This window comes from Mycobacterium sp. ACS4331 (genome assembly GCF_001667265.1).
Classification (GTDB): domain Bacteria; phylum Actinomycetota; class Actinomycetes; order Mycobacteriales; family Mycobacteriaceae; genus Mycobacterium.
This window is the reverse complement of sequence record NZ_LZHW01000016.1, coordinates 1-20,857: the sequence shown is the minus strand read 5'-3', so window position 1 is coordinate 20,857 and position 20,857 is coordinate 1. Positions and strand designations below refer to the sequence as shown.

Below are 20,857 nucleotides of genomic sequence, written 5' to 3'. Positions count from 1 at the left end.
GCGCGGCGGTGCCGCGGGTGCGTTCGGCCGTCCCGGCGGTGCCCCCAAGCGGGGTCGCAAGTCGAAGCGGGCGAAACGCGCCGAATACGAGAACATGCAGGCCCCCGTCGTCGGTGGCGTGCGGTTGCCGCACGGCAACGGCGAGGTCATCCGCCTGGCGCGGGGCGCATCGCTGTCCGACTTCGCCGAGAAGATCAACGCCAACCCGGCCTCGCTGGTGCAGGCGCTGTTCAACCTCGGTGAGATGGTGACCGCCACGCAGTCGGTCGGCGACGACACCCTCGAACTGCTCGGCAGCGAGATGAACTACAAGGTTCAGGTCGTCTCGCCCGAGGACGAGGATCGCGAACTGCTCGAGTCGTTCGACCTGACCTACGGCGAGGACGAGGGCGGTGAGGAGGACCTCGAGCAGCGTCCCCCGGTCGTCACGGTCATGGGTCACGTCGACCACGGCAAGACCCGACTGCTCGACACGATCCGCAAGGCCAACGTGCGTGAGGGCGAGGCCGGCGGCATCACCCAGCACATCGGTGCCTACCAGGTCAGCGTCGAGCATGACGGCGCCGAGCGCCTGATCACCTTCATCGACACCCCCGGTCACGAGGCGTTCACCGCCATGCGTGCCCGCGGTGCGAAGGCCACCGACATCGCGATCCTGGTGGTCGCGGCCGACGACGGCGTCATGCCGCAGACGGTGGAGGCCATCAACCACGCGCAGGCCGCCGATGTGCCGATCGTGGTCGCGGTGAACAAGATCGACAAGGAGGGCGCCGACCCGGCGAAGATCCGGGCGCAGCTCACCGAGTACAACCTGGTGGCCGAGGACTTCGGCGGCGACACCATGTTCGTCGACATCTCGGCGAAGCAGGGCACCAACATCGACCACCTGCTCGAGGCTGTCCTGCTCACCGCGGATGCGGCACTGGACCTGCGGGCCAACCCCGACATGGAGGCCCAGGGTGTGGCCATCGAGGCGCACCTGGACCGTGGTCGTGGCCCGGTGGCCACCGTCCTCATCCAGCGCGGCACGCTGCGGGTCGGGGACTCGATTGTGGCCGGCGACGCCTACGGGCGCGTGCGGCGCATGGTCGACGAGCACGGCGACGACGTCGAAGAGGCGCTGCCGTCGCGTCCGGTCCAGGTCATCGGCTTCACGTCGGTGCCGGGTGCCGGTGACAACCTGCTCGTCGTCGACGAGGACCGGATCGCCCGCCAGATCGCCGATCGGCGCAGCGCCCGCAAGCGCAATGCGCTGGCCGCGCGCTCGCGCAAGCGGATCAGCCTCGACGATCTCGATGCGGCGCTGAAGGAGACCAGTCAGCTCAACCTGATCCTCAAGGGCGACAACTCCGGCACCGTGGAGGCGCTGGAGGAGGCCCTGCTGGGGATTCAGATCGACGACGAGGTCGAACTGCGTGTCATCGACCGCGGCGTCGGCGGTGTCACCGAGACCAACGTCAACCTGGCGTCGGCCTCGGATGCGATCATCATCGGCTTCAACGTCCGCGCGGAGGGCAAGGCCACTGAACTGGCCAACCGCGAGGGTGTCGACATCCGGTACTACTCCGTCATCTACCAGGCGATCGACGAGATCGAGAGCGCGCTCAAGGGCCTGCTCAAGCCGGTGTACGAGGAGAAGGAACTGGGCCGCGCCGAGATCCGCGCGATCTTCCGGTCGTCCAAGGTCGGCAACATCGCCGGCTGCCTGGTTCAGTCCGGAATCATGCGCCGCAACGCCAAGGCTCGACTGCTTCGCGACAACATCGTGATCGCCGAGAACCTCACGGTCTCCTCGCTCAAGCGCGAGAAGGACGACGCGACCGAGGTGCGCGAGGGTTACGAATGTGGTCTGACCCTGACGTACAGCGACATCAAGGAAGGCGACGTCATCGAGACCTATGAGCTCGTCGAGAAAGAGCGCGTCTAGTGGCTGATCCGGCACGTGCCCGCCGGCTCGCCAAGCGGATCTCCACGATCGTCGCCTCGGCCATCGAGTACGAGATCAAGGATCCCCGCTTGGCGGGTGTGACGATCACCGACGCCAAGGTGACCGGCGATCTGCACGACGCCACGCTCTACTACACGGTGTTGGGCCGCAGCCTCGACGAGGACCCGGACTACGCCGGGGCCGCGGCCGCACTGGATCGCGCCAAGGGTGTGCTCCGCGCGAAAGTCGGTGCCGCAACGGGCGTTCGGTTCACCCCGACGCTGACGTTCGAGCGCGACACGGTGCCCGACGCCGCTCTGCGGATGGAGGAGCTGCTCGCGCGTGCGCGGGCCGCCGACGCCGATGTGGCGAGGGTCCGCGAGGGTGCCAAGCCGGCGGGGGACGCAGACCCGTACCGTGTCAGTGGGACGGAGCAGGACTCAGACCCTGAGGACACCGGTGACGGCGATCGATCCGAAGACTGAACCAGCCGCAGTGGGCCGCCGCGTCGACGCGCGAGCGGCCGCCGCGGTGCTCGACGCCGCCCAGCGCATCGTCGTGGTGGCCCATGTCTTCCCCGACGCCGACACGATCGGCGCAGGATTGGCCCTGGCGCAGGCCCTCGAACGGGTCGGCAAGGACGTCGCGGTGAGTTTCGCCGCGCCGGCTGCGCTGCCCGAGTCACTGCAGAGCCTGCCCGGTGGTCACCTGCTGGTGCCGCCGAACGGGGTGCAGGACACCCCGGACCTCGTGGTCACGGTCGACATTCCGAGCGTGAACCGTCTCGGGGCGCTGCGGCACCTCCTCGACGGGGACCCGGAGGTCCTGGTCATCGACCATCACGCGTCGAATCAGCTGTTCGGCACCGCCAACTTCGTCGACCCCGCCGCAGACTCGACCACGATGCTGATCGCCGACCTGCTCGACGCCTGGGACAAACCCATCGACGTGCTGGTCGCACACTGTCTCTACGCGGGGCTGACCACCGACACCGGGTCGTTCCGCTGGGCCACCCCCCGCGCGCACCGGTTGGCGGCTCGTCTCGTCGAACTGGGGGTCGACAACGCCGGCATCAGCCGCACGCTGCTCGACACCCATCCGTTCTCGTGGCTGCCGATGCTCTCCCGCGTGCTGGCCTCGGCGCAGTTGGTGCCCGAGGCCGCGGCCGGCCGCGGCCTGGTGTACGCGATCGTGCCGTATGACGAGTGGGCCGCCGCCAGACCCGAAGAGGTCGAGAGCATCGTCGACATCGTCCGCACCGCACAGCAGGCCGAGGTCGCGGTGGTCTTCAAGGAGATCGAACCGCAGCACTGGTCGGTCTCCATGCGGGCCAAGTCCTACGACTTGGCCACGGTCGCAATGCGTTTCGGCGGTGGCGGGCATCGCCTGGCCGCGGGGTACTCGACCGTGGGCGCAGCGGCCGACGTCGTCGAAGAGTTGCGCGCGGCGCTTGGCTGAGCACGACGCTTGTCTGACCACAACCCCGATCCCCACGAGGCGCTGAGCCCTCCCACCGGCAGGACGATCGCCGGGCTGGCGTTTCCCGCCCTCGGAGTGCTCGCCGCCGAGCCCCTCTACCTGCTGTTCGACATCGCGGTGGTCGGCCGACTGGGCGCCATGGCTTTGGCGGGTCTGGCGATCGGCGGCCTGGTGCTCGGCCTCGTGGCATCGCAGGGCACGTTCCTCTCGTACGGCACGACGGCCCGTTCGGCCCGGCACTTCGGTGCGGGTGATCGCGCCGCCGCGGTGCGCGAGGGGGTTCAGGCCACCTGGCTGGCCGTGGGGCTGGGGCTGCTGATCATCGTCGTCGTCGAGGCGCTCGCGCGTCCCATCGTGTCGGCCATCGCCGGATCCGGCGACATCACCGCGGCCGCCCTGCCGTGGCTGCGGATCGCCATCCTCGGTGCCCCGGCGATCCTGATCTCGCTGGCCGGCAACGGCTGGATGCGCGGCGTGCAGGACGCCGTCCGCCCGCTGCGGTACGTGGTCGCGGGTTTCGCGGTCTCGGCGGTGCTGTGTCCACTGCTGGTCTACGGCTGGCTGGGGCTGCCGCGGCTGGGACTCGAGGGCTCAGCCGTGGCCAACCTGTGCGGACAGTGGCTGGCCGCGGCGCTGTTCTGCCGCGCGCTGCTGGCCGAGCGGGCGCCGCTGCGGATGGACCCGCAGATCCTGCGCACCCAGCTGGTGCTGGCCCGCGACCTGCTGGTCCGGTCCCTGGCGTTCCAGGCCTGCTTCATCTCGGCCGCCGCGGTGGCGGCCCGCTTCGGCGCGGCCGCCGTCGCCGCCCATCAGGTGGTGCTGCAGCTGTGGAGTTTCCTTGCGCTGGTGCTCGATTCGCTGGCCATCGCCGCCCAGTCGCTGGTCGGGGCGGCGCTCGGGGCCGGCCACCTGCCGCATGCCAAGTCGGTGGCGCGGCGCGTGACGGTGTTCTCGGCGGTCGCCGCGATCGCACTGGCGGCGATCCTGGCCGGCGGGGCCGCGGTGTTCCCGAAACTGTTCACGGCCGACGAGTCGGTGCTGGACGCCATCGGCGTGCCGTGGTGGTTCCTGGTGGCCCAACTGCCGGTGGCGGGCATCGTCTTCGCGCTCGACGGTGTGCTGCTCGGCGCCGGCGATGCGAAGTTCATGCGCAACGCCACACTGGTCAGCGCGCTGGTCGGGTTCCTGCCGCTGATCTGGTTGTCATTGGGGTTCGACTGGGGACTGCGCGGCATCTGGGCCGGCCTGTCGACGTTCATGGTGCTGCGCCTGGTGTTCGTGGGCTGGCGGACCTGGTCGGGCCGCTGGCTGGTGTCCGGGACGGGCTAAGCGTCACCTTCACCCAGCATCCCCAACTCCCTGGCTCGCCGGACGGCATCCCGCCGATTGGCGGCTCCGAGCTTGGAGATGACCGCGGACACATGGTGTTCGACGGTCTTGACGGACAGCTGCAGCCGCGCGGCAACCTCCGCGTAGGTCAGGCCGAGGTGCATCAGGCGCAGCACCTCGGTCTGGCGGGTGGTCAGCCCGGCAGGGTTGTGCAGCGTCGTGGTCGTGCGGCGCGCGGGGACGACGGTCATCCCACCCGCTCGCAGATCTCGGCGGACTTTCGCTGCGACGGCGGCAGCGCCGAGCCGGTCGAGCCCGTCGAGCCCGCGGCGGATCAAGTCCGCATCGCCGGACTGCACCAGGCACAGCGCTGCCTCGTAGGGCATGGCCAATCGGTTGAATTCGTCGGCTGCCGACTCGAATGAGCCGTCCAGAGCCAGTCGCGTCGGGCCGACGTCTCGATCCGTGTCGAAGCTGGGATCGAGGTTGCGAAGCCACAGTGCCAGCTCACCGGCCGCCATCGGCAGGCCCGGCACCCGACTGCTGTCGAGCAGCGCGCGGCAGGCGTCGAGTCGGTCGTCGGGGATCCCCGTCAGCCAGGCACGTTCAGCGATCGCGGTCGCGGTGAAGCACCGGAGGTGCTCACCGAACGGGCTCAGCGCCTGCCACGCATGGTCGATGCCGTCCAGCCGCGCGCCGTCGCGTCGAAGCGCGATCACCGCACGAACCACAAGGGGGAGCATGCGGGCCAGAGGTGTGCTCGGTCCGTCGAGGACGGCGCTGGTGTCGGCCAGCGCATCGTCCCAGTTCCCGACGAGCAGCCGCAGTCGGCTGCGCATCCCCACCAGCCATGAGCGGCCGAGCGCGATCTCGCGCTCCTCGGTCAGCGCCAAGCCCGCTTCCAGCACCTCCGCCGCTCGGTCGAACCGGCGTTGTTCGATGTCGAGGAAGGCCAGGCTGGTCGCCGCCTGTGAGTAGACCTCGTCCTCGAAGAGGTCGGCGGCTGAGCGGATGCTCGACAGCATCCTTTCGCGCGCGGCTTCGTCACCGGCGAGGACGCCTCGATAGCCCTCGATGAGGGCGACACGGGCGTTGAGGGCGGGTTCACCGACCACCGCGGCGGACTCCGCCGCCTGGTACACCAACGTTGCTGCTCGCTGAAGATCACCGCCGAGGACGGCGAAATACGCCTGCGTGGTGAGTGCCTGCCCCAGAAGCGCCGATTCGACCGAGCCTCCCTGCGCGCGAGTGGCCTCAAGCACGGAAACCGATTGGGCCGCATGGTGTTCGGCCGCAGACAGGTTGGTGTTGTGGGACTCGTACACCGCCAGGGCATGGTGGTTTCCGCTGGCGGCCTCCCAGGCGCCCGACTTCTGACGCAGCTGGAGCGCACGGCGGCGGGCCGCGATCGCATCCGGCAATCGATCGGTCAGGTAACACTCGTCGGCCAGCAGCTCGAGCAGCTCGGCCTCCGCACTGGGCGCCGGGCCACCTCGCGTCAGCGCAATCTCGTAGAAGTCCGCGGCCTCGGTGTGCGCCCCAGAGCGTGCCGCTACGCGCCCGGCGTCGGCGGCGGCCAGTCTGGTCAGGTCCGGATCGCCGGCTCTGACGGCGTGATGCGTGAGCACGGCGGGATCACCCTGTGCCGCCGCCTGGTACGCCAGGATCATGCGCCGGTGGATGGCCGTTTCCGCACCGGGCGGCATGACGCTGGCAATCGCCAAGCGGCACAGATCATGTCGGAAGGCGAGTCCGCGATCGCTGCGCCGGACGAAGTTGGCCTCGTGCAGCGTGCGCAGCGTCGACTCCGTGATTCCGAGGTGGGCGATCAGATACCCGGGAATCGGTCCGGGTGCGCAGGCGAGCAGATGCAGCAGGTCCCACTCGTCGGCGTCGAGCCCGACCGTGCGGGACAGGATCGAGTCCCGCACCGACGCCGGGAGCTCATCGCCGGAGTGGTCGAGCATCTCGAAGACAAAGAACGCGTTACCGCCGGTGGTGCGGTGCAACCAGAGCGGATCGATGTGACGGTCACCGATCAGCTCGGTGACAGCCGCAAGACTCAAGGGAGGCAACGTGATAGAGGTCGCCAGGCGGGACTGGGCCACATCGCCGAGCAGCAGCCGCATCGGATGTGTTGTGGACATCTCGTTGTCGCGGACGATCCCGATCACCAGAGAATTCGTCTGGCCGATTCGCCGCAGCAGCAGGCGGAGCAGGTCAACCGTGGCCTGATCGGCCCAATGGAGGTCGTCGATGACCAGGATGGTCGGCTGTGCGGCCAGTTCGCCGAAGACCGCCGCACAGATCTCGAAGGGACCGTGGCTCAACGCCTCCCGGGTGGATTCGGCGAAGTCAGCCGCGAGATCGTGGAACGGCCCCAGTGGCCGTGGCGTCGGCAATGGGTCACACGCCGCCCACCGGATCCGCTCGGCGTGTGCCCAGCTGTGCAGAAACCTGTCGACGAATGTCGTCTTGCCCGAACCGGACTCGCCGCAGACGAGCACCATGCCGCCCTGTCCCGCACGTGACTTGTCGGCCCGAGTCGCGAGCTCACTGAGTTCCTCTTCACGTTCAGCGAGGATCACGCTGCGAGATGGTACCGCGACGAGAACGTGCCGGTGGACTGATCAGAAATGGGGGATTTCTCCCGATGTCGATCGCCGGCGGGCCGAGCAGCCTGGGTACTGACCCCGGTGATCAACCGCCGCGGGCCGTCGTCGCCGAGGCCTCACTCGGCAGAGGGGAGGGACATGACGATCAACCGTAACCGCCGCGGTGCTCGGGGGAGGAACCGCGCGCACCTGCTGTTCCCGCTGAGCTCGGCCGTGGCGGCCGTGGTGGGGTCCAGTCTGACGTCCGTCGTGGTGTCCGACACGGCACCGTCACCGCCGACGGGGCCCTCCGCTGTCCGAATTGAGCTGGTCAACCATCTCGGCCTCGAGTTCGTCCCGCTCAAGCCGCGCGGAGAAGGGACCGACGCCGAGACTGCCGAAGACGCCTGGGCGCACATCCCAGGCGGTCCCGGCAACGGGCGATTGTCGGAAAGCACGATCAAGAGTGAATGCAGAGCGGCCAACGGCGGCACCTACGTGACGTCCAAGCAGGGGTCCTTCACGTATTCGACGTGTGACTACAGCGACATCGACGGAAACAGGTACCGGGATTACTTCGTCGACGGGCGGTACTACTCGACCCAGCCTCTCCCGAAGGGGCCGAAGCCGAAGTGATTCCGCGTGAACCGGGTCAGCGGCCCACCGCGTAGTTGACGAGCGCGAACGCGATCGCGGTGGCCGCCAGTACAAGTCCGATCCCGACCAGCGGCCACACGAGCATGAGCCAGCGTTTGACGGCGCCCAGGATCACGCCGCCGATGGCGACCACAACTCCCAACGCAATGCCGCCCCACTGGACGAGGAGGGCCGGCGTGAGGTACTCCTGGCGGCATTGGCCGTGGCAGCCATCTGTGGCCATGGCGTACACGAAGAGCGTGACGTATCCGATGAACGCTGATCCGGCGAGCAGCACCCCGAGGAACAGCACGGTGAGGATGATGTCGACGACTCGGCCGGTGTCGGCGGGTCGAGGGGCGGGTGGTCCCGGCTGAGCGAGGGGCGGCAGTGTCACAGCACCCATCGTGACATCGCCGCAGCCCCACCCACGCCAGCAGAATTACTCAGTGCACCTGTGAGCGGCCCCGGTCGATCACCGACGCGCGACTGGCGGCGATGTCGTCGCCGGTGGCGGTCCGCATCCACGTCCGCGCCGACTCGGCCTCGATCCAGAGCGCGGCGTTGGTCTGCGCGCCGTCGATGCGGTGGTAGGAGTCCAGCAGGGCACGCACGGCCTTCTGGTTGTTGCCGACGATCGAGGTGGCGACGGCCCGCGCCGCGTCGAGAAGCTGTTCGTGCGGCACCACCTCGGTCACCAGACCCGCGCGCAGCGCATCCTGCGCCGACAGGTAGTCGCCGGTCAGGCTCATTCTGCGAGCCAGGCCGACCCCGACCTTCTGCGGCAACCGCACCGACAGCCCCCAGGTGGGCAGCAGACCGACGCGGGCGTGGGTGTCGGCGAAGGCGGCCTTCTCCGAGGCGATCAGGACATCGCAGTACAGTGCCAACTCCAGGCCGCCGGTCACGGCTGGGCCGTTGATCGCGCCGATCACGGGCTTGTCCAGGTCGGGCCACTTGGGCGAGATGTCCGGCAGGTCGGTGGTGTCGCCGAGTTCCTTGAGGTCCAGGCCTGCGCAGAACACCGGGTCGGCGCCGGTGAGGATGATGACGTCGACATCGTCGTCGCGGCCGGCGTCGGCGAGCGCGGTGAACAGTTCGGTGCGCAGCGCGGCCGACAGCGCATTGCGCGACATGGGCCGGTTCAGAGTCAGTGTGCGGACCCGGTCGGTGGTGTCGACGAGCAGGACTTCAGATGCGTTGGCGCCAGTCATGAACACTGACGGTAGCCGCCGGGACGCAACGCGCTTACCTTGGTGCCCATGTGCCGGAACATCACCGAACTGCGCGGCCTGGAACCCGCGGCCACGCCCGCGGAGATCGAGGCGGCCGCGCGCCAGTACGTCCGCAAGGTCAGCGGCGTCACCCGACCATCGGAGGCCAACGCCGCGGCCTTCGAAGCCGCGGTGGTCGACGTGACGGCCGCGACGCACCGACTCCTCGACGCGCTGCCGCCGCGGCGGCAACCGCCCAAGACCGTGCCGCCGCTGCGCCGTCCCGAGGTGCGGGCCCGGATCGCGGCCCGCGGTGGCGCGCCCGCGTGACCGCCGCGCTCAAGGAGTGGAGTGCGGCCGTCCACGCACTCCTGGACGGTCGCCAGACCGTGCTGCTGCGCAAGGGTGGCATCGGTGAGAAGCGATTCGAGGTCAGCGCGGACGAATTCGTGCTGATGCCGACGGTGGCGCACAGCCATGCCGACCGGGTGCGGCCCGAACACCGCGACCTGCTGGCTCCGGCGGCCGTCGACAGCACCGAGGACGCCGTCGTGGTCCGGGCGGCAGCCAAGGTCGTCGACGTCATCGCCGTGCAGCGACCCGACCACATCGGTGAGATCGACGACCTGCACATCTGGACCGAGGAGTCGGTGCGCGCCGATCGGCTGGACTTCCGCCCCAAGCACCGGCTTGCGGTGCTCGTCGTCGACGTTCGTCCGCTCACCGTGCCCGTGCGGGTGCCGCGCTCACCCGAGTTCGGGGGCTGCCGGAGTTGGGTCGACCTGCCGGTGACCGGTGAGACGGGCGCCTCGGTGCACAGCGCCGGCGAACTGGCTCAGGTCGCGGCCCGCGTCCGTACGGCGGTGGGTTAGGGCCGCGGTCCCTGCGGCAGCAGCAGCCGGGATCGGCCGCGCAGATGCACGGTGTGTGTGGCCGGTGTCGTGCGGCTGCCGTGCGCGGGATCGTCCCCGGTGCCCAGGTTGGGCGCGTAGCGCGGGAATGATCCGCCGGCCACCAGCACCCGGATTCGGGTACCCGCGGCGAATCGATGCGCGATCTGGTCGAGTTCGATGCGCACCACATCGCCGTGGTCGGTGCGCACCAGTCGCCGATACCCATCACTGATGTTGCGGGAGCGCCCTTTTCGGTCCACCTCACTGACGCGGACGAACAGGTCGACATACGGGTTGTCGGATTGGTGGTCGAGTTCGACCACGGGCGCGCCGTAGACGTGGAGATCGCTGGTCAGCGGTTCGCCGGTGAAGGCGAGCACGTCGTGGCGGTCGGCCAGCGTGTCGTCGCGGCGTCGGCCCGCTCCCGGTGCCAGCAGGCGACCGCCCACGGTGGGCGTCGGTCGCTGCGGGTCGAACGTGAACGACGCGGAGGCGCTCTCGCCGACCACGTCGGCGAGCCGATTCGGCGATGCCAGGTGCAGCACGTGGTCGGTCGTGGTCGTCGGCGGCCACTGTGGCGCGTCGTGCCAGCCGCCCCCGCCGGTGACGAAGTAGCGCACCGGTGCTCGGTCTGCGCCGGGCTCGCCGCCCAGATGCCTGCCGAGCCAGTCCAGGCTTTCGCGCAGCACGGTGCCCGCGGCGCGGCCCGTCATGTGGGTGTGCGTCCAAGGACCGAGGGTCAACTGCACGTCGACGCCACGGGCGTGCAGGCGGTGATACTGCTCGATGGTCTGCTCCAGGAACAGGTCCTGCCAACCGCCCATCAGCAGTACGGGCACCTCGGCCCGGTCGAGTCCGCCATAGAACTTGTAACGGTCCCAGAACGGGTCGTCGACATCCGGGTGCTCGATCCACTGCTCCCACCACGGGGCGCCCTGGGCCAGCAGTGCGCGACCCGACGCGGCCAGCGGCGGCCGGCCGATCGCGTGGGCGACCTGCCTGCGGGAGCGCAGGTGGTTCAACACGAGTCGCAGCTTGTTGGGCTCCTCCTGATGGCTGACCATATTGCTCCAGCCCAGGAAGTCGTTGGCGGCGAAGGCGCCGGTGCCCCAGGACGACGCGGCGAAGTCGTGCACGCCGACCACCACGACCGCGGCCCGCATGTCCGCGGGCGGGTCCTCCAGCAGAGCCCACTGCGTCTGGCCCAGATACGACAGCCCCACCGTGCCGAAGGAGCCGGTGTACCAGTCCTGTTCGCGCAGCCACGCCGCCGTGTCGGCACCGTCGGCGGCCTCGTGGATGGGAGGGACGAACTCGCCGCCGGAACCGAAGGTGCCGCGCACACTCTGCAGCACGACGTGGTAGCCGCGGGCGGCGTACACCGTCGCGTACAGCGACGAGAACGGGAACGCACGACCGTAGGGGCAGCGGACCAGCAGGGTGCCGGCCGGCGCGGCGGTGTCGGGGGCGTAGTGGTCGGCCAACAGTTCGACGCCGTCGCGCATCGGCACCCGAACATGGCGCGCAACCTGGTAGGTGGTGGTCGGCGCGGGCACGCGCAGCAGGCGGCTGAGCAGTCCTCGGGCCCGCCGGCGTGCAGTGCCGGCCACCGAGATGGGCGCGGAGTCGTCCGAGATCGCGGTCATGCGGCCAGGCTACGGGTGGGCGAAGCGGGGCCGGTCAGAACTTGTAGTGCGGGACCAACTGGTGGGCGCGCATGAGGTTCTCCTGCATGCAGTCCGGCCCGTTGGGGGAGTGGATCGGTGAATAGAACAGCGACTGCTGGATGACTCCGTAACTGGCCCGGAACGTGATCATGCAGGTGATCCACCACCGGTTGTTCCAGTCCGTGGGCTTCATGACCCAGAACTGCGCGGCGCGGTGGCCGTCGATGTCGAGTTCGACGGCGTCGGTGGGCAGGGACTGCTCGTAGGTCCGCCACACGAAGGCCTCGACCGCCATCTGATAGTTGCCCGCGTCGTAGTGGCACCGCAGGCTGTTCTCCTGCTCCGGTGGCGTGAAGCCCAGGCCCAGGCCGTCGATGACGTCGAGTGGGATGTCGGTGCACGGGTTGAACGGTTCTGGGTCGGTGATGTTGACGACCGGACCCGTGGGGGTCATTGGGGCATCGGTGGACCGCAGCGCGACCCGCGTGTGCCCGTCGAGCGCCGGTGGTGACGTCGGCAGCACGATCACAACGGCGGCGACCATCGCCCCCAGCGCCGCGAACAACCGCATTCTGGCGACCATCACACCCCTTCGTGGACTCATCCGACCCTGCGGGGAGTGTACAAGGGAAAAACGAGAACATGTTCTAGTTGGTCAGACGGTGGGTTCGCGCAGGCGCCACGGCCGTCGCCTAGGCTGGATTGTCGTGACACACGAGTCTGCGACCAGGTCGCGCCCGACGCTCTGGGCGGTCAGCGATCTGCACACCGGTCACACCGGCAACAAGCCGGTCACGGAGTCGCTCCACCCCGCCACGCCCGACGACTGGCTGATCGTCGCGGGCGACGTCGCGGAGCGTACCGACGACATCAGGTGGTCCCTGGACCTGCTGCGGCGCCGTTTCGCGAAGGTGATCTGGGTGCCCGGCAATCACGAACTGTGGACCACGGGCAAGGACCCGGTGCAGGTCTTCGGCCGATCCCGGTACGACTACCTGGTCAACATGTGCGACGAGATGGGCGTCGTGACGCCTGAGCACCCGTACCCGGTGTGGACCGATGAGGGCGGTCCGGCGACCATCGTGCCGATGTTCCTGCTCTACGACTACACGTTCCTGCCCGATGGCGCGACGACCAAGGGCGAGGGCCTGGCGATCGCCAAGCAGAACAACGTGGTGGCCACCGACGAGTTCCTGCTCTCGAGCGAACCGTATGCCACCAAGGATGCGTGGTGCCGAGACCGGCTGGAGCACACCAGGAAGAGGCTCGAGGACCTCGACTGGATGACGCCGACGGTTCTGGTCAACCATTTCCCGTTGGTCCGCGAACCCTGCGATGTGCTGTTCTACCCGGAGTTCTCGCTGTGGTGCGGAACGACGGCGACCAAGGACTGGCACACCCGCTACAACGCGATCTGCTCGGTGTACGGCCACCTGCACATCCCGCGGACCACCTGGTATGACGGGGTGCGCTTCGAGGAGGTGTCGGTCGGTTACCCCCGAGAATGGCGGCGGCGCAAGCCGTATCGATGGTTGCGGCAGGTGCTGCCCGACCCCATGTATGCCCCCGGTTACCTCAACGAGTTCGGCGGGCACTTCATGATCACCCCGGAGATGCGGGAGACCTCGGAGAAGTTTCGGGATCGGCTGCGGAGCCGCCGGTCATGACGCTGCTGTCGGCGCTGCTCTCCGACGCGCCCGGGGATGTGCGGTCCGCCGAGGTGTTCGCGGATCCCCCCGGTCTGATGCCACTGCCCGACGAGGAACCACTGGTGGCCAGATCGGTGGCCAAGCGCCGCAACGAGTTCGTCACCGTGCGGCACTGCGCGAGGCTGGCGCTCGCCGAACTCGGCGTTCCGCCGGTGCCGATCCTCAAGGGTGACAAGGGTGAACCATGCTGGCCCACCGGCGTGGTCGGCAGCCTGACGCACTGCGAGGGCTACCGCGGTGCCGCCGTCGCCCCGTCGGCGGAGGTGCGTTCGGTGGGCATCGACGCCGAACCCCACGACGTGCTTCCCAATGGCGTGTTGGGCGCGATCAGTCTCGACGCGGAACGTGAGGAGTTGGAAGCCCTGCCCGCCGACCTGCACTGGGATCGAATCCTGTTCTGCGCCAAGGAGGCGACGTACAAGGCCTGGTATCCGCTGACGCACCGCTGGCTGGGATTCGAGGACGCGCACATCTCATTCGCGATGGACGCCTCGGGAACCGCGGGCGGCTTCACGTCGCGGATCCTGATCGATCCGGCCGCCGAGTCCGGCCCCCCGTTGACCGCCCTGCAGGGACGCTGGTCGGTGGCCGAGGGCCTGGTGCTGACGGCGATCGTGCTGTGAGCGCGGCGCCGGACCCGGGAGTCGTCGTCGTCGACAAGCCGCCGGGTATGACCAGCCATGACGTCGTGGGACGGTGCCGTCGACTCTTCGGCACCCGTAAGGTGGGCCACGCCGGGACGCTGGATCCGATGGCCACCGGCGTGCTCGTCATCGGCATCGAGCGGGCCACCAAGATCCTCGGCCTGGTGGCGGGCAGTTCCAAGACCTACGCCGCGACCATCCGCCTGGGGCAGACCACCTCCACCGATGACGCCGAAGGAGAGTTGCTGCAGGAGGTTTCGGCCGCGGCCGTCACCGACGCAGACATCGCCGGGGCGGTCGGGCAGCTGCGTGGCGACATCGAGCAGGTGCCCTCGGCGGTCAGTGCGATCAAGATCGGCGGCAAGCGTGCCTACCAGTTGGCGCGTGAGGGGCAGTCGGTGGAACTCGCGGCGCGCCGGGTCAGCATCGACCGATTCGACGTGCTCGAGACCCGCCGGGGTGCCGACGTCGTCGACGTCGACGTGGTGGTGGACTGCTCGTCGGGCACCTACATCCGCGCGCTCGCGCGCGACATCGGCACCGCGCTCGGTGTGGGCGGGCACCTGACGGCGCTGCGCCGCACCCGGGTCGGGCAGTTCGGACTGGAGTCGGCTCGGACGTTGGAGGAGCTGGCCGAGTCACCCCGGCTGAGTCTCACACTCGACGAGGCCTGCCTGTTGGCGTTCCCGCGTCGTGACCTTGAGGGCCGCGAGGTCGAGGACGTCAGCCACGGCAGGCCGCTGCCCAAAGCCGGCATCGAGGGCGTGTACGCCGCCGTCGCCCCCGATGGTCGGGTGATGGCGCTGCTGGAGGACCGGGGCGCGCGCACCAAGTCGGTCGTGGTGGTGCGGCCGGCGACACTGGGCTGAGCAGGGGGCGCGGCGGCGGCGGAGGTCCCGGCGGTCGACGACCTTGGTCCCTGTGCCGCCGGCGGTCGCGGTGCCAGCATGGAGATATGACTGGAGTTCCCGCCGCAGGATCAATCGCTGTCGCAGATCTGACTGGGGATGCGGTGGTGCGCGTGCCGTCCGACGCGACCGTCGCAGCGGCCGCCGCGGCACTCATCAACGCCGAGGTGGGCGCGGTGATCGTCGGGGCGCAGGCCCGGCCGACGGCCCTGCTCAGCGAGCGTGACGTCGCCCGCGTGGTGGCCGCCGGTCAGGATCCCACCACCGTGCGGGCCGCCGATGTGGCGAGCACGAACCTGGTGTGGTGTGCCGCCGACGCGACCGTCGACGAAGTCGCTGCGCGGATGACCGACAAACACATCCGGCATCTGCTCGTGGAGGACGGCGAGACGTTGGTGGGCATTGTCTCGGCGCGGGATCTGCTCGGTGTCTACGCCGCCGACGCGGATCCGGCCTAAGCCCGTTCGGTCACCCAGATCGCCTGTGCGGCTGGGCTGCCCAGTTCGACGGTGACGGCCTCGGCGTCCGCAGAGGGTTCGCCGTTCTCGATGGCCACCGAGATCATCCCGGCGAAGTCGCGCCGCGCCAGCACCCGCACCCGTGAGTCCAGGTTGATCCCGACGGTGTCGAAGTAGCGCAGCATCTCCGGGTCGGCGTCCGAGATCCGCGCGACGGTGCCCTCGTCGCCGTCGTCGCAGGCCGACAGCTGGCGGGCCGGGGGCGTGGGCACCTGCCCGTCGGCGGCCGGGATCGGGTCGCCGTGCGGGTCGCGGGTCGGGTGGCCGAGTTTGGCGTCCATGCGGTCGAGCATGCGGTCGGAGATCGCGTGCTCGAGGACTTCGGCCTCGTCGTGCACCTCGTCCCAGCTGTACCCGAGCTCGTTGACCAGGAAGGTCTCCAGCAGGCGGTGCCTGCGCACCATCGCCAGGGCCGCGCTGCGGCCGGCCTCGGTCAGCGTCACCGCGCCGTACTTCTCGTGGTGCACCAGGCCCTGCTCGGAGAGTTTGCGGATGGATTCCGAGGCCGTGCTGGCTGACACCCCGATGCGTTCGGCGAGCATCTTCGTGCTCACCTTCTCGTGTGACCACTCCTGCGCCGTCCAGATGGTCTTCAGGTAGTCCTGAGCGACCGTCGTCAGATCGGTCGCTCCAGTCTCAGGGCCGCTGTCGGGGCTCACAACCCTAGAGTTTAGGCAGACCTCGCCTCGTCCGGTCATCCACGGACGCGTGGCGGGGTGGTCGTGGTGGGGAACACCACGTGTGCATTTGGTGTCCACCGCAGACTCGCGGACGGTGGCACCGTAGGCTTACCCCGTGCAGCGGTGGCGGGGACAGGACGAGATCCCCTCGGACTGGGGCAGATGCGTACTCACGATCGGCGTGTTCGACGGTGTGCACCGCGGACACGCCGAGCTGATCGCTCGCGCCGTCAAGGCGGGACGCAGTCGCGGGGTGCCGGTGGTGTTGATGACGTTCGACCCACATCCCATGGAAGTGGTGTTCCCCGGCAGTCATCCCGCTCAGCTGACGACGCTGACGCGGCGCGCGGAACTGGCCGAGGAACTGGGCGTCGACGTCTTCCTGGTGATGCCCTTCACCGCGGACTTCATGAAGCTCACGCCGGACCGCTACATCCATGAACTTCTGGTGGAGCATCTGCACGTCCTCGAAGTCGTTGTGGGCGAGAACTTCACGTTCGGAAAGAAGGCCGCAGGCAACGTCGACCTGCTGCGCCGGGCGGGGGAGCGCTTCGGCTTCGCCGTCGAGGCGATGTCGCTGGTCACCGACCACCATGACCAGCAGTCGGTGACGTTCTCCTCCACCTACATCAGGTCCTGTGTGGACGCCGGCGACGTGGTGGCCGCCGCCGAGGCACTGGGCCGCCCGCATCGCGTGGAGGGTGTGGTGGTGCGCGGTGACGGCCGGGGCCGCGGACTCGGATTCCCCACCGCGAACGTCGCACCGCCGATGCACTCCGCGATTCCCGCCGACGGTGTCTACGCCGCGTGGTTCACGGTGCTCGGGCATGGGCCCGTGATGGGCACCGTCACTCCGGGGGAGCGCTATCAGGCCGCGGTGTCGGTGGGCACCAACCCCACGTTCTCCGGGCGCACCCGTACGGTCGAGGCCTTCGTCCTCGACACCGCAGCCGACCTGTACGGGCAGCACGTCGCGGTCGATTTCGTCGCCCGGATCCGGGGTCAGGAGAAGTTCTCCTCTGTTGATGACCTGATCAAGGCCATGGAGCGCGACACCGAGAAGGCCCGCGGGATTCTGCGCGATTCGGTCTGACGTCGCGGTCTTGCTAGACTTCTGCCCGACATTGACGTGTGCTGCAGGCCGTGGTGGCCGCGTCATGATCCCGCCTGACGGGGTCATCATCAGACACGGACCGATTGATGGAGTGAATTCGTGGCGCTTACCGCCGAGCAGAAAAAAGAGATCCTGAGCAGCTACGGCCTGCACGAGACCGACACCGGTTCTCCCGAGGCCCAGGTCGCGCTGCTGACCAAGCGCATCGCCGACCTCACCGAGCACCTCAAGCAGCACAAGCACGACCACCACTCGCGCCGCGGCCTGCTGCTGCTGGTCGGTCGCCGTCGCCGCCTGCTGAAGTATGTCGCTGCGGTCGACGTCGCGCGCTACCGCTCTCTGATCGAGCGCCTGGGCCTGCGTCGCTGACCCACCGGCCCGCCAGCTGCGCCGCGATCCTTGTGATCGCGGCGTTGTGGTCTGCGGGCTGTGGTGATGAGGTGTTCCCGGGATCGACGAAGGCCGCCGACTTCGCGGTGGGCGACTGTCTGCGGGTCGGCGGCGCGATCGACCGACCCGAAGTCTCCGAGGTGGCCTGCGGAAGCGCGGAATCCAATTACAAGGTGGTGGCCACGGTCGCCGGTGGGGCGCAGCAGTGCCCGCCGGACGTCGACTCGTTCTACTCCCAGCGCGGCGGACTCGCCGATCAGTCCACCGTGTGCATGGACATCGACTGGGTGGTCGGCGGCTGTATGAGCGTGGACCCCGACCACCGCACGCACGCGGTACGGGTGGACTGCGCGGACCGGACAGTGCCGTTCCGGCAGCGCGCCACCCAGATCCTCAAGAACGTGGCCAGCGTCGATCAGTGCGGCAGCGGCCTCGGCTACGCCTACACCCAGCGGCAGTTCACCGTCTGTGTGGACAACCTCCGATGACCTGCGTGTTTGCCGAAATCCGGACGTCAGCAGTGTAGAGTGAGGCTGTTCTGTATCCAGTGTCGGCAGCGCCGACGCCGAGAAGCAGAACACACGGTGCGGTTCGCGCAACCGCGTGCACCGTCCCTGCGCGTCACGAACAGGACCTGCCACTTGTGGGCGGTCTTCGGTAGTGGCGGCCGGATCTGACATCCGACCGCTTCGATCGACGGCCGTAGCCGCATCTGGGGTCCTGGACGCGTGACGACGCGAAACAGTTGAATAACCAGAGAGGGCATGCGGACATCCATGTCTGTTGCTGAAATCGACGAGGGCGTGTTCGAGTCGACCGCCGTCATTGACAACGGGAGCTTCGGCACCCGCACCATCCGCTTCGAGACCGGTCGGCTGGCCCAGCAGGCCGCCGGCGCCGTCGTCGCCTACCTCGACGACGAGACCATGCTGCTGAGCGCCACGACCGCCAGCAAGACCCCCAAAGACCACTTCGACTTCTTCCCGTTGACCATCGACGTCGAAGAGCGCATGTACGCCGCGGGCCGCATCCCCGGCTCGTTCTTCCGCCGTGAGGGCCGGCCCTCCACGGACGCGATCCTGACCTGCCGCCTGATCGACCGCCCGCTGCGCCCGACGTTCGTCGACGGCCTGCGCAACGAGATCCAGGTCGTCGTCACCGTCCTGAGCCTGGACCCCAAGGACCTCTACGACGTGCTGGCGATCAACGCCGCGTCGGCGTCCACGCAGATCTCCGGCCTGCCGTTCTCCGGTCCGGTCGGTGGCGTGCGCGTCGCGCTGATCGACGGCCAGTGGGTTGCGTTCCCGACGGTCGAGCAGCTTGAGCGCGCCGTGTTCGACATGGTGGTCGCGGGACGTATCGCCGGTGACGACGTCGCGATCATGATGGTCGAGGCCGAGGCCACCGAGAACGTCATCGAGCTCATCGCCGGTGGTGCAGGTGCACCCACCGAGACCGTGGTGGCCGAGGGCCTCGAGGCCGCCAAGCCGTTCATCCGCGTGCTGTGCGAGGCGCAGCAGGCGCTCAACGACGCCGCCGGCAAGGAGACCGCGGAGTACCCGCTGTTCCCCGAGTACGCCGACGACGTCTACTACGCGGTGGCCTCGGTGGCCACCGACGAGTTGTCGAAGGCGCTGACCATTGCGGGCAAGAACGAGCGCAATGACCGCACCGACGAGATCAAGGTCGAGGTGCTCGAGCGTCTGGCCGGCCAGTTCGAGGGCCGCGAGAAGGAGATCGGCGCCGCCTACCGGTCGCTGACGAAGAAGCTTGTGCGCCAGCGCATCCTGACCGACCACTTCCGCATCGACGGCCGCGGCGTCACCGACATTCGCGCGCTGTCGGCCGAGGTTGCGATCATCCCGCGTGCGCACGGCAGCGCGCTGTTCGAGCGCGGCGAGACCCAGATCATGGGTGTCACCACACTCGACATGGTCAAGATGGCTCAGCAGGTCGACTCGCTGGGACCCGAGACCAGCAAGCGCTACATGCACCACTACAACTTCCCGCCGTTCTCCACCGGTGAGACGGGCCGCGTCGGCTCGCCGAAGCGCCGCGAGATCGGCCACGGCGCCCTGGCCGAGCGTGCCCTGGTACCGGTGCTGCCGAGCGTCGAGGAGTTCCCCTACGCGATCCGTCAGGTGTCGGAGGCGTTGGGCTCCAACGGTTCGACCTCGATGGGTTCGGTGTGCGCCTCGACCCTGTCGCTGCTCAACGCCGGTGTGCCGCTGAAGGCTCCGGTTGCGGGCATCGCGATGGGCCTGGTGTCCGACGACGTCGAGGTCGATGGAGCCGTCGAGCGCCGGTTCGTCACCCTGACCGACATCCTCGGTGCCGAGGATGCCTTCGGCGACATGGACTTCAAGTGCGCAGGCACCAAGGACTTCGTCACCGCGCTGCAGTTGGACACCAAGCTCGACGGAATCCCCTCGAAGGTTCTGGCCGGTGCCCTCGCGCAGGCCAAGGACGCTCGCATCACGATCCTCGAGGTCATGGCCGAGGCCATCGATGAGCCCGACGAGATGAGCCCGTACGCGCCCCGGATCACCACCATCAAGGTGCCGGTGGACAAGATCGGCGAGGTCATCGGGCCCAAGGGCAAGGTCATCAACGGCATCACCGAGGAGACCGGCGCCTCGATCTCGATCGAGGACGACGGCACGGTGTTCGTCGGTGCCGCCGACGGCGCCTCGGCGCAGGCCGCGATCGACAAGATCAACGCCATCGCCAACCCGCAGCTGCCCAAGGTCGGCGAGCGGTTCCTCGGCACGGTCGTCAAAACCACTGATTTCGGTGCGTTCGTGTCGCTGCTGCCGGGTCGCGACGGCCTGGTGCACATCTCGAAGCTCGGTCGCGGCAAGCGCATCGCCAAGGTCGAGGACGTGGTCAAGGTCGGCGACAAGCTGCGTGTCGAGATCGCCGACATCGACAACCGCGGCAAGATCTCGCTGATCCTGGTCGCCGAAGAGCAGGCTGAGGACGCCCCGGAGGGAACGCCGGCGCCCACCGATGTTGCGACCGCCGACGCCTAGTCACGACGGTGCGGGGGGCCGGCCCCGCGCGGCGCCGCCCCCCCCCCCACGCGCGGGGGGTTGTGGCCGTGGGACGCAAACGGCCCGCCCGTCGGGCGGGGGGGGGGGGGGGGGGGGGGCCAA

The 20,857-nt window shown here is 68.9% G+C and carries 21 protein-coding genes; 15 read left to right on the top strand and 6 right to left on the bottom strand.

Features of this window, described 5'->3' with window-relative positions; translation table 11 throughout:
- The 4 genes from infB to A5727_RS05590 form a co-directional block, all read left to right on the top strand.
- Window positions 1-1,927 (top strand): translation initiation factor IF-2 (gene infB, locus A5727_RS05605; RefSeq protein ID WP_068245906.1); only part of this gene is annotated, 1,927 nt, incomplete at its 5' end.
- On the top strand, window positions 1,927-2,412 hold the full coding sequence (rbfA, locus tag A5727_RS05600; protein ID WP_068245903.1) for a 30S ribosome-binding factor RbfA: 486 nt from the start codon (window positions 1,927-1,929) through the stop codon (window positions 2,410-2,412). The genes infB and rbfA, both read left to right, overlap by 1 nt.
- Window positions 2,387-3,385 (top strand): DHH family phosphoesterase, encoded by a 999-nt coding sequence (locus A5727_RS05595; RefSeq protein WP_068245900.1) that lies wholly within the window; start codon window positions 2,387-2,389, stop codon window positions 3,383-3,385. The genes rbfA and A5727_RS05595 overlap by 26 nt, the downstream gene beginning before the upstream one ends.
- 42 nt (window positions 3,386-3,427) lie before the next feature.
- Complete coding sequence (locus A5727_RS05590) at window positions 3,428-4,735, top strand: MATE family efflux transporter (protein WP_197507598.1); 1,308 nt, start codon at window positions 3,428-3,430, stop codon at window positions 4,733-4,735.
- Here A5727_RS05590 and A5727_RS05585 read toward each other — a convergent pair.
- The gene (locus A5727_RS05585; protein WP_068245894.1) at window positions 4,732-7,323 is read right to left on the bottom strand and encodes an ATP-binding protein; all 2,592 of its coding nucleotides are present in this window, start codon (window positions 7,321-7,323) and stop codon (window positions 4,732-4,734) included. The genes A5727_RS05590 and A5727_RS05585 overlap by 4 nt on opposite strands.
- 165 nt (window positions 7,324-7,488) lie before the next feature.
- Here A5727_RS05585 and A5727_RS05580 point away from each other — a divergent pair, with 165 nt between their 5' ends.
- Window positions 7,489-7,965, top strand: coding sequence for a hypothetical protein (locus A5727_RS05580; protein ID WP_068245891.1), 477 nt, complete (start codon window positions 7,489-7,491; stop codon window positions 7,963-7,965).
- A 16-nt stretch (window positions 7,966-7,981) separates the two neighbouring features.
- On the opposite strand, the gene A5727_RS05575 is transcribed toward A5727_RS05580, so the two are convergent.
- Together A5727_RS05575 and A5727_RS05570 are read right to left on the bottom strand one after the other, a co-directional pair.
- The gene (locus tag A5727_RS05575) at window positions 7,982-8,362 is read right to left on the bottom strand and encodes a hypothetical protein (protein ID WP_068245888.1); all 381 of its coding nucleotides are present in this window, start codon (window positions 8,360-8,362) and stop codon (window positions 7,982-7,984) included.
- A 49-nt stretch (window positions 8,363-8,411) separates the two neighbouring features.
- A complete protein-coding gene (locus tag A5727_RS05570) occupies window positions 8,412-9,179 on the bottom strand; it encodes an enoyl-CoA hydratase (RefSeq protein WP_068245916.1) in 768 nt (255 codons plus the stop codon).
- A gap of 48 nt (window positions 9,180-9,227) precedes the next feature.
- Here A5727_RS05570 and A5727_RS05565 point away from each other — a divergent pair, with 48 nt between their 5' ends.
- Together A5727_RS05565 and A5727_RS05560 are read left to right on the top strand one after the other, a co-directional pair.
- A complete protein-coding gene (locus tag A5727_RS05565; RefSeq protein WP_068245885.1) occupies window positions 9,228-9,509 on the top strand; it encodes a DUF2277 domain-containing protein in 282 nt (93 codons plus the stop codon).
- Window positions 9,506-10,051 (top strand): DUF1802 family protein, encoded by a 546-nt coding sequence (locus tag A5727_RS05560; protein WP_068245882.1) that lies wholly within the window; start codon window positions 9,506-9,508, stop codon window positions 10,049-10,051. Before A5727_RS05565 ends, A5727_RS05560 begins: the two co-directional genes overlap by 4 nt.
- On the opposite strand, the gene A5727_RS05555 is transcribed toward A5727_RS05560, so the two are convergent.
- Window positions 10,048-11,718, bottom strand: a complete 1,671-nt coding sequence (locus tag A5727_RS05555; RefSeq protein ID WP_068245879.1) for a CocE/NonD family hydrolase — start codon at window positions 11,716-11,718, stop codon at window positions 10,048-10,050. The two genes, A5727_RS05560 and A5727_RS05555, sit on opposite strands and share 4 nt — an antisense overlap.
- Window positions 11,719-11,752: 34 nt before the next feature.
- Complete coding sequence (locus A5727_RS05550; RefSeq protein WP_068245876.1) at window positions 11,753-12,322, bottom strand: DUF3558 domain-containing protein; 570 nt, start codon at window positions 12,320-12,322, stop codon at window positions 11,753-11,755.
- Between the two features lie 118 nt (window positions 12,323-12,440).
- Between A5727_RS05550 and pptH the strand changes: the two genes are divergently transcribed.
- From pptH to A5727_RS05530, 4 genes are all read left to right on the top strand, one after another.
- Complete coding sequence (gene pptH, locus A5727_RS05545; protein WP_068245913.1) at window positions 12,441-13,406, top strand: ACP phosphodiesterase PptH; 966 nt, start codon at window positions 12,441-12,443, stop codon at window positions 13,404-13,406.
- Window positions 13,403-14,071, top strand: coding sequence for a 4'-phosphopantetheinyl transferase PptT (gene pptT, locus A5727_RS05540; RefSeq protein WP_068245873.1), 669 nt, complete (start codon window positions 13,403-13,405; stop codon window positions 14,069-14,071). Before pptH ends, pptT begins: the two co-directional genes overlap by 4 nt.
- Window positions 14,068-14,961: a tRNA pseudouridine(55) synthase TruB gene (gene truB / locus A5727_RS05535; protein ID WP_068245870.1), complete on the top strand. Its 894-nt coding sequence runs from the start codon at window positions 14,068-14,070 to the stop codon at window positions 14,959-14,961. The genes pptT and truB overlap by 4 nt, the downstream gene beginning before the upstream one ends.
- An 86-nt stretch (window positions 14,962-15,047) precedes the next feature.
- Complete coding sequence (locus A5727_RS05530; RefSeq protein WP_068245867.1) at window positions 15,048-15,458, top strand: CBS domain-containing protein; 411 nt, start codon at window positions 15,048-15,050, stop codon at window positions 15,456-15,458.
- Here the strand turns inward: A5727_RS05530 and mntR are convergent.
- Complete coding sequence (gene mntR, locus A5727_RS05525) at window positions 15,455-16,177, bottom strand: manganese-binding transcriptional regulator MntR (RefSeq protein ID WP_068245864.1); 723 nt, start codon at window positions 16,175-16,177, stop codon at window positions 15,455-15,457. The two genes, A5727_RS05530 and mntR, sit on opposite strands and share 4 nt — an antisense overlap.
- A 136-nt stretch (window positions 16,178-16,313) precedes the next feature.
- Here mntR and A5727_RS05520 point away from each other — a divergent pair, with 136 nt between their 5' ends.
- The 4 genes from A5727_RS05520 (at window position 16,314) to A5727_RS05505 (ending at window position 20,734) form a co-directional block, all read left to right on the top strand.
- The gene (locus A5727_RS05520; protein WP_068245861.1) at window positions 16,314-17,291 is read left to right on the top strand and encodes a bifunctional riboflavin kinase/FAD synthetase; all 978 of its coding nucleotides are present in this window, start codon (window positions 16,314-16,316) and stop codon (window positions 17,289-17,291) included.
- A gap of 120 nt (window positions 17,292-17,411) precedes the next feature.
- A complete protein-coding gene (gene rpsO, locus A5727_RS05515) occupies window positions 17,412-17,681 on the top strand; it encodes a 30S ribosomal protein S15 (RefSeq protein ID WP_068245858.1) in 270 nt (89 codons plus the stop codon).
- Window positions 17,678-18,190 carry an LppU family putative lipoprotein gene (lppU, locus tag A5727_RS05510; protein ID WP_502687658.1) on the top strand — a complete coding sequence of 171 codons (513 nt, stop codon included), beginning with the start codon at window positions 17,678-17,680 and terminating at the stop codon, window positions 18,188-18,190. The genes rpsO and lppU overlap by 4 nt, the downstream gene beginning before the upstream one ends.
- 288 nt (window positions 18,191-18,478) lie before the next feature.
- Window positions 18,479-20,734, top strand: a complete 2,256-nt coding sequence (locus A5727_RS05505) for a polyribonucleotide nucleotidyltransferase (protein ID WP_068245855.1) — start codon at window positions 18,479-18,481, stop codon at window positions 20,732-20,734.
- Window positions 20,735-20,857: the final 123 nt, after the last annotated feature.

Bases quoted from the DNA above. Each gene is read 5' to 3' on its own strand.
- A5727_RS05555 (WP_068245879.1), bottom strand. From the start codon at position 11,718: ATGACCGCGATCTCGGACGACTCCGCGCCCATCTCGGTGGCCGGCACT.
- A5727_RS05565 (WP_068245885.1), top strand. From the start codon at position 9,228: ATGTGCCGGAACATCACCGAACTGCGCGGCCTGGAACCCGCGGCCACG.
- A5727_RS05530 (WP_068245867.1), top strand. From the start codon at position 15,048: ATGACTGGAGTTCCCGCCGCAGGATCAATCGCTGTCGCAGATCTGACT.
- pptT (WP_068245873.1), top strand. From the start codon at position 13,403: ATGACGCTGCTGTCGGCGCTGCTCTCCGACGCGCCCGGGGATGTGCGG.
- A5727_RS05580 (WP_068245891.1), top strand. From the start codon at position 7,489: ATGACGATCAACCGTAACCGCCGCGGTGCTCGGGGGAGGAACCGCGCG.
- A5727_RS05550 (WP_068245876.1), bottom strand. From the start codon at position 12,322: ATGGTCGCCAGAATGCGGTTGTTCGCGGCGCTGGGGGCGATGGTCGCC.
- A5727_RS05570 (WP_068245916.1), bottom strand. From the start codon at position 9,179: ATGACTGGCGCCAACGCATCTGAAGTCCTGCTCGTCGACACCACCGAC.
- A5727_RS05505 (WP_068245855.1), top strand. From the start codon at position 18,479: ATGTCTGTTGCTGAAATCGACGAGGGCGTGTTCGAGTCGACCGCCGTC.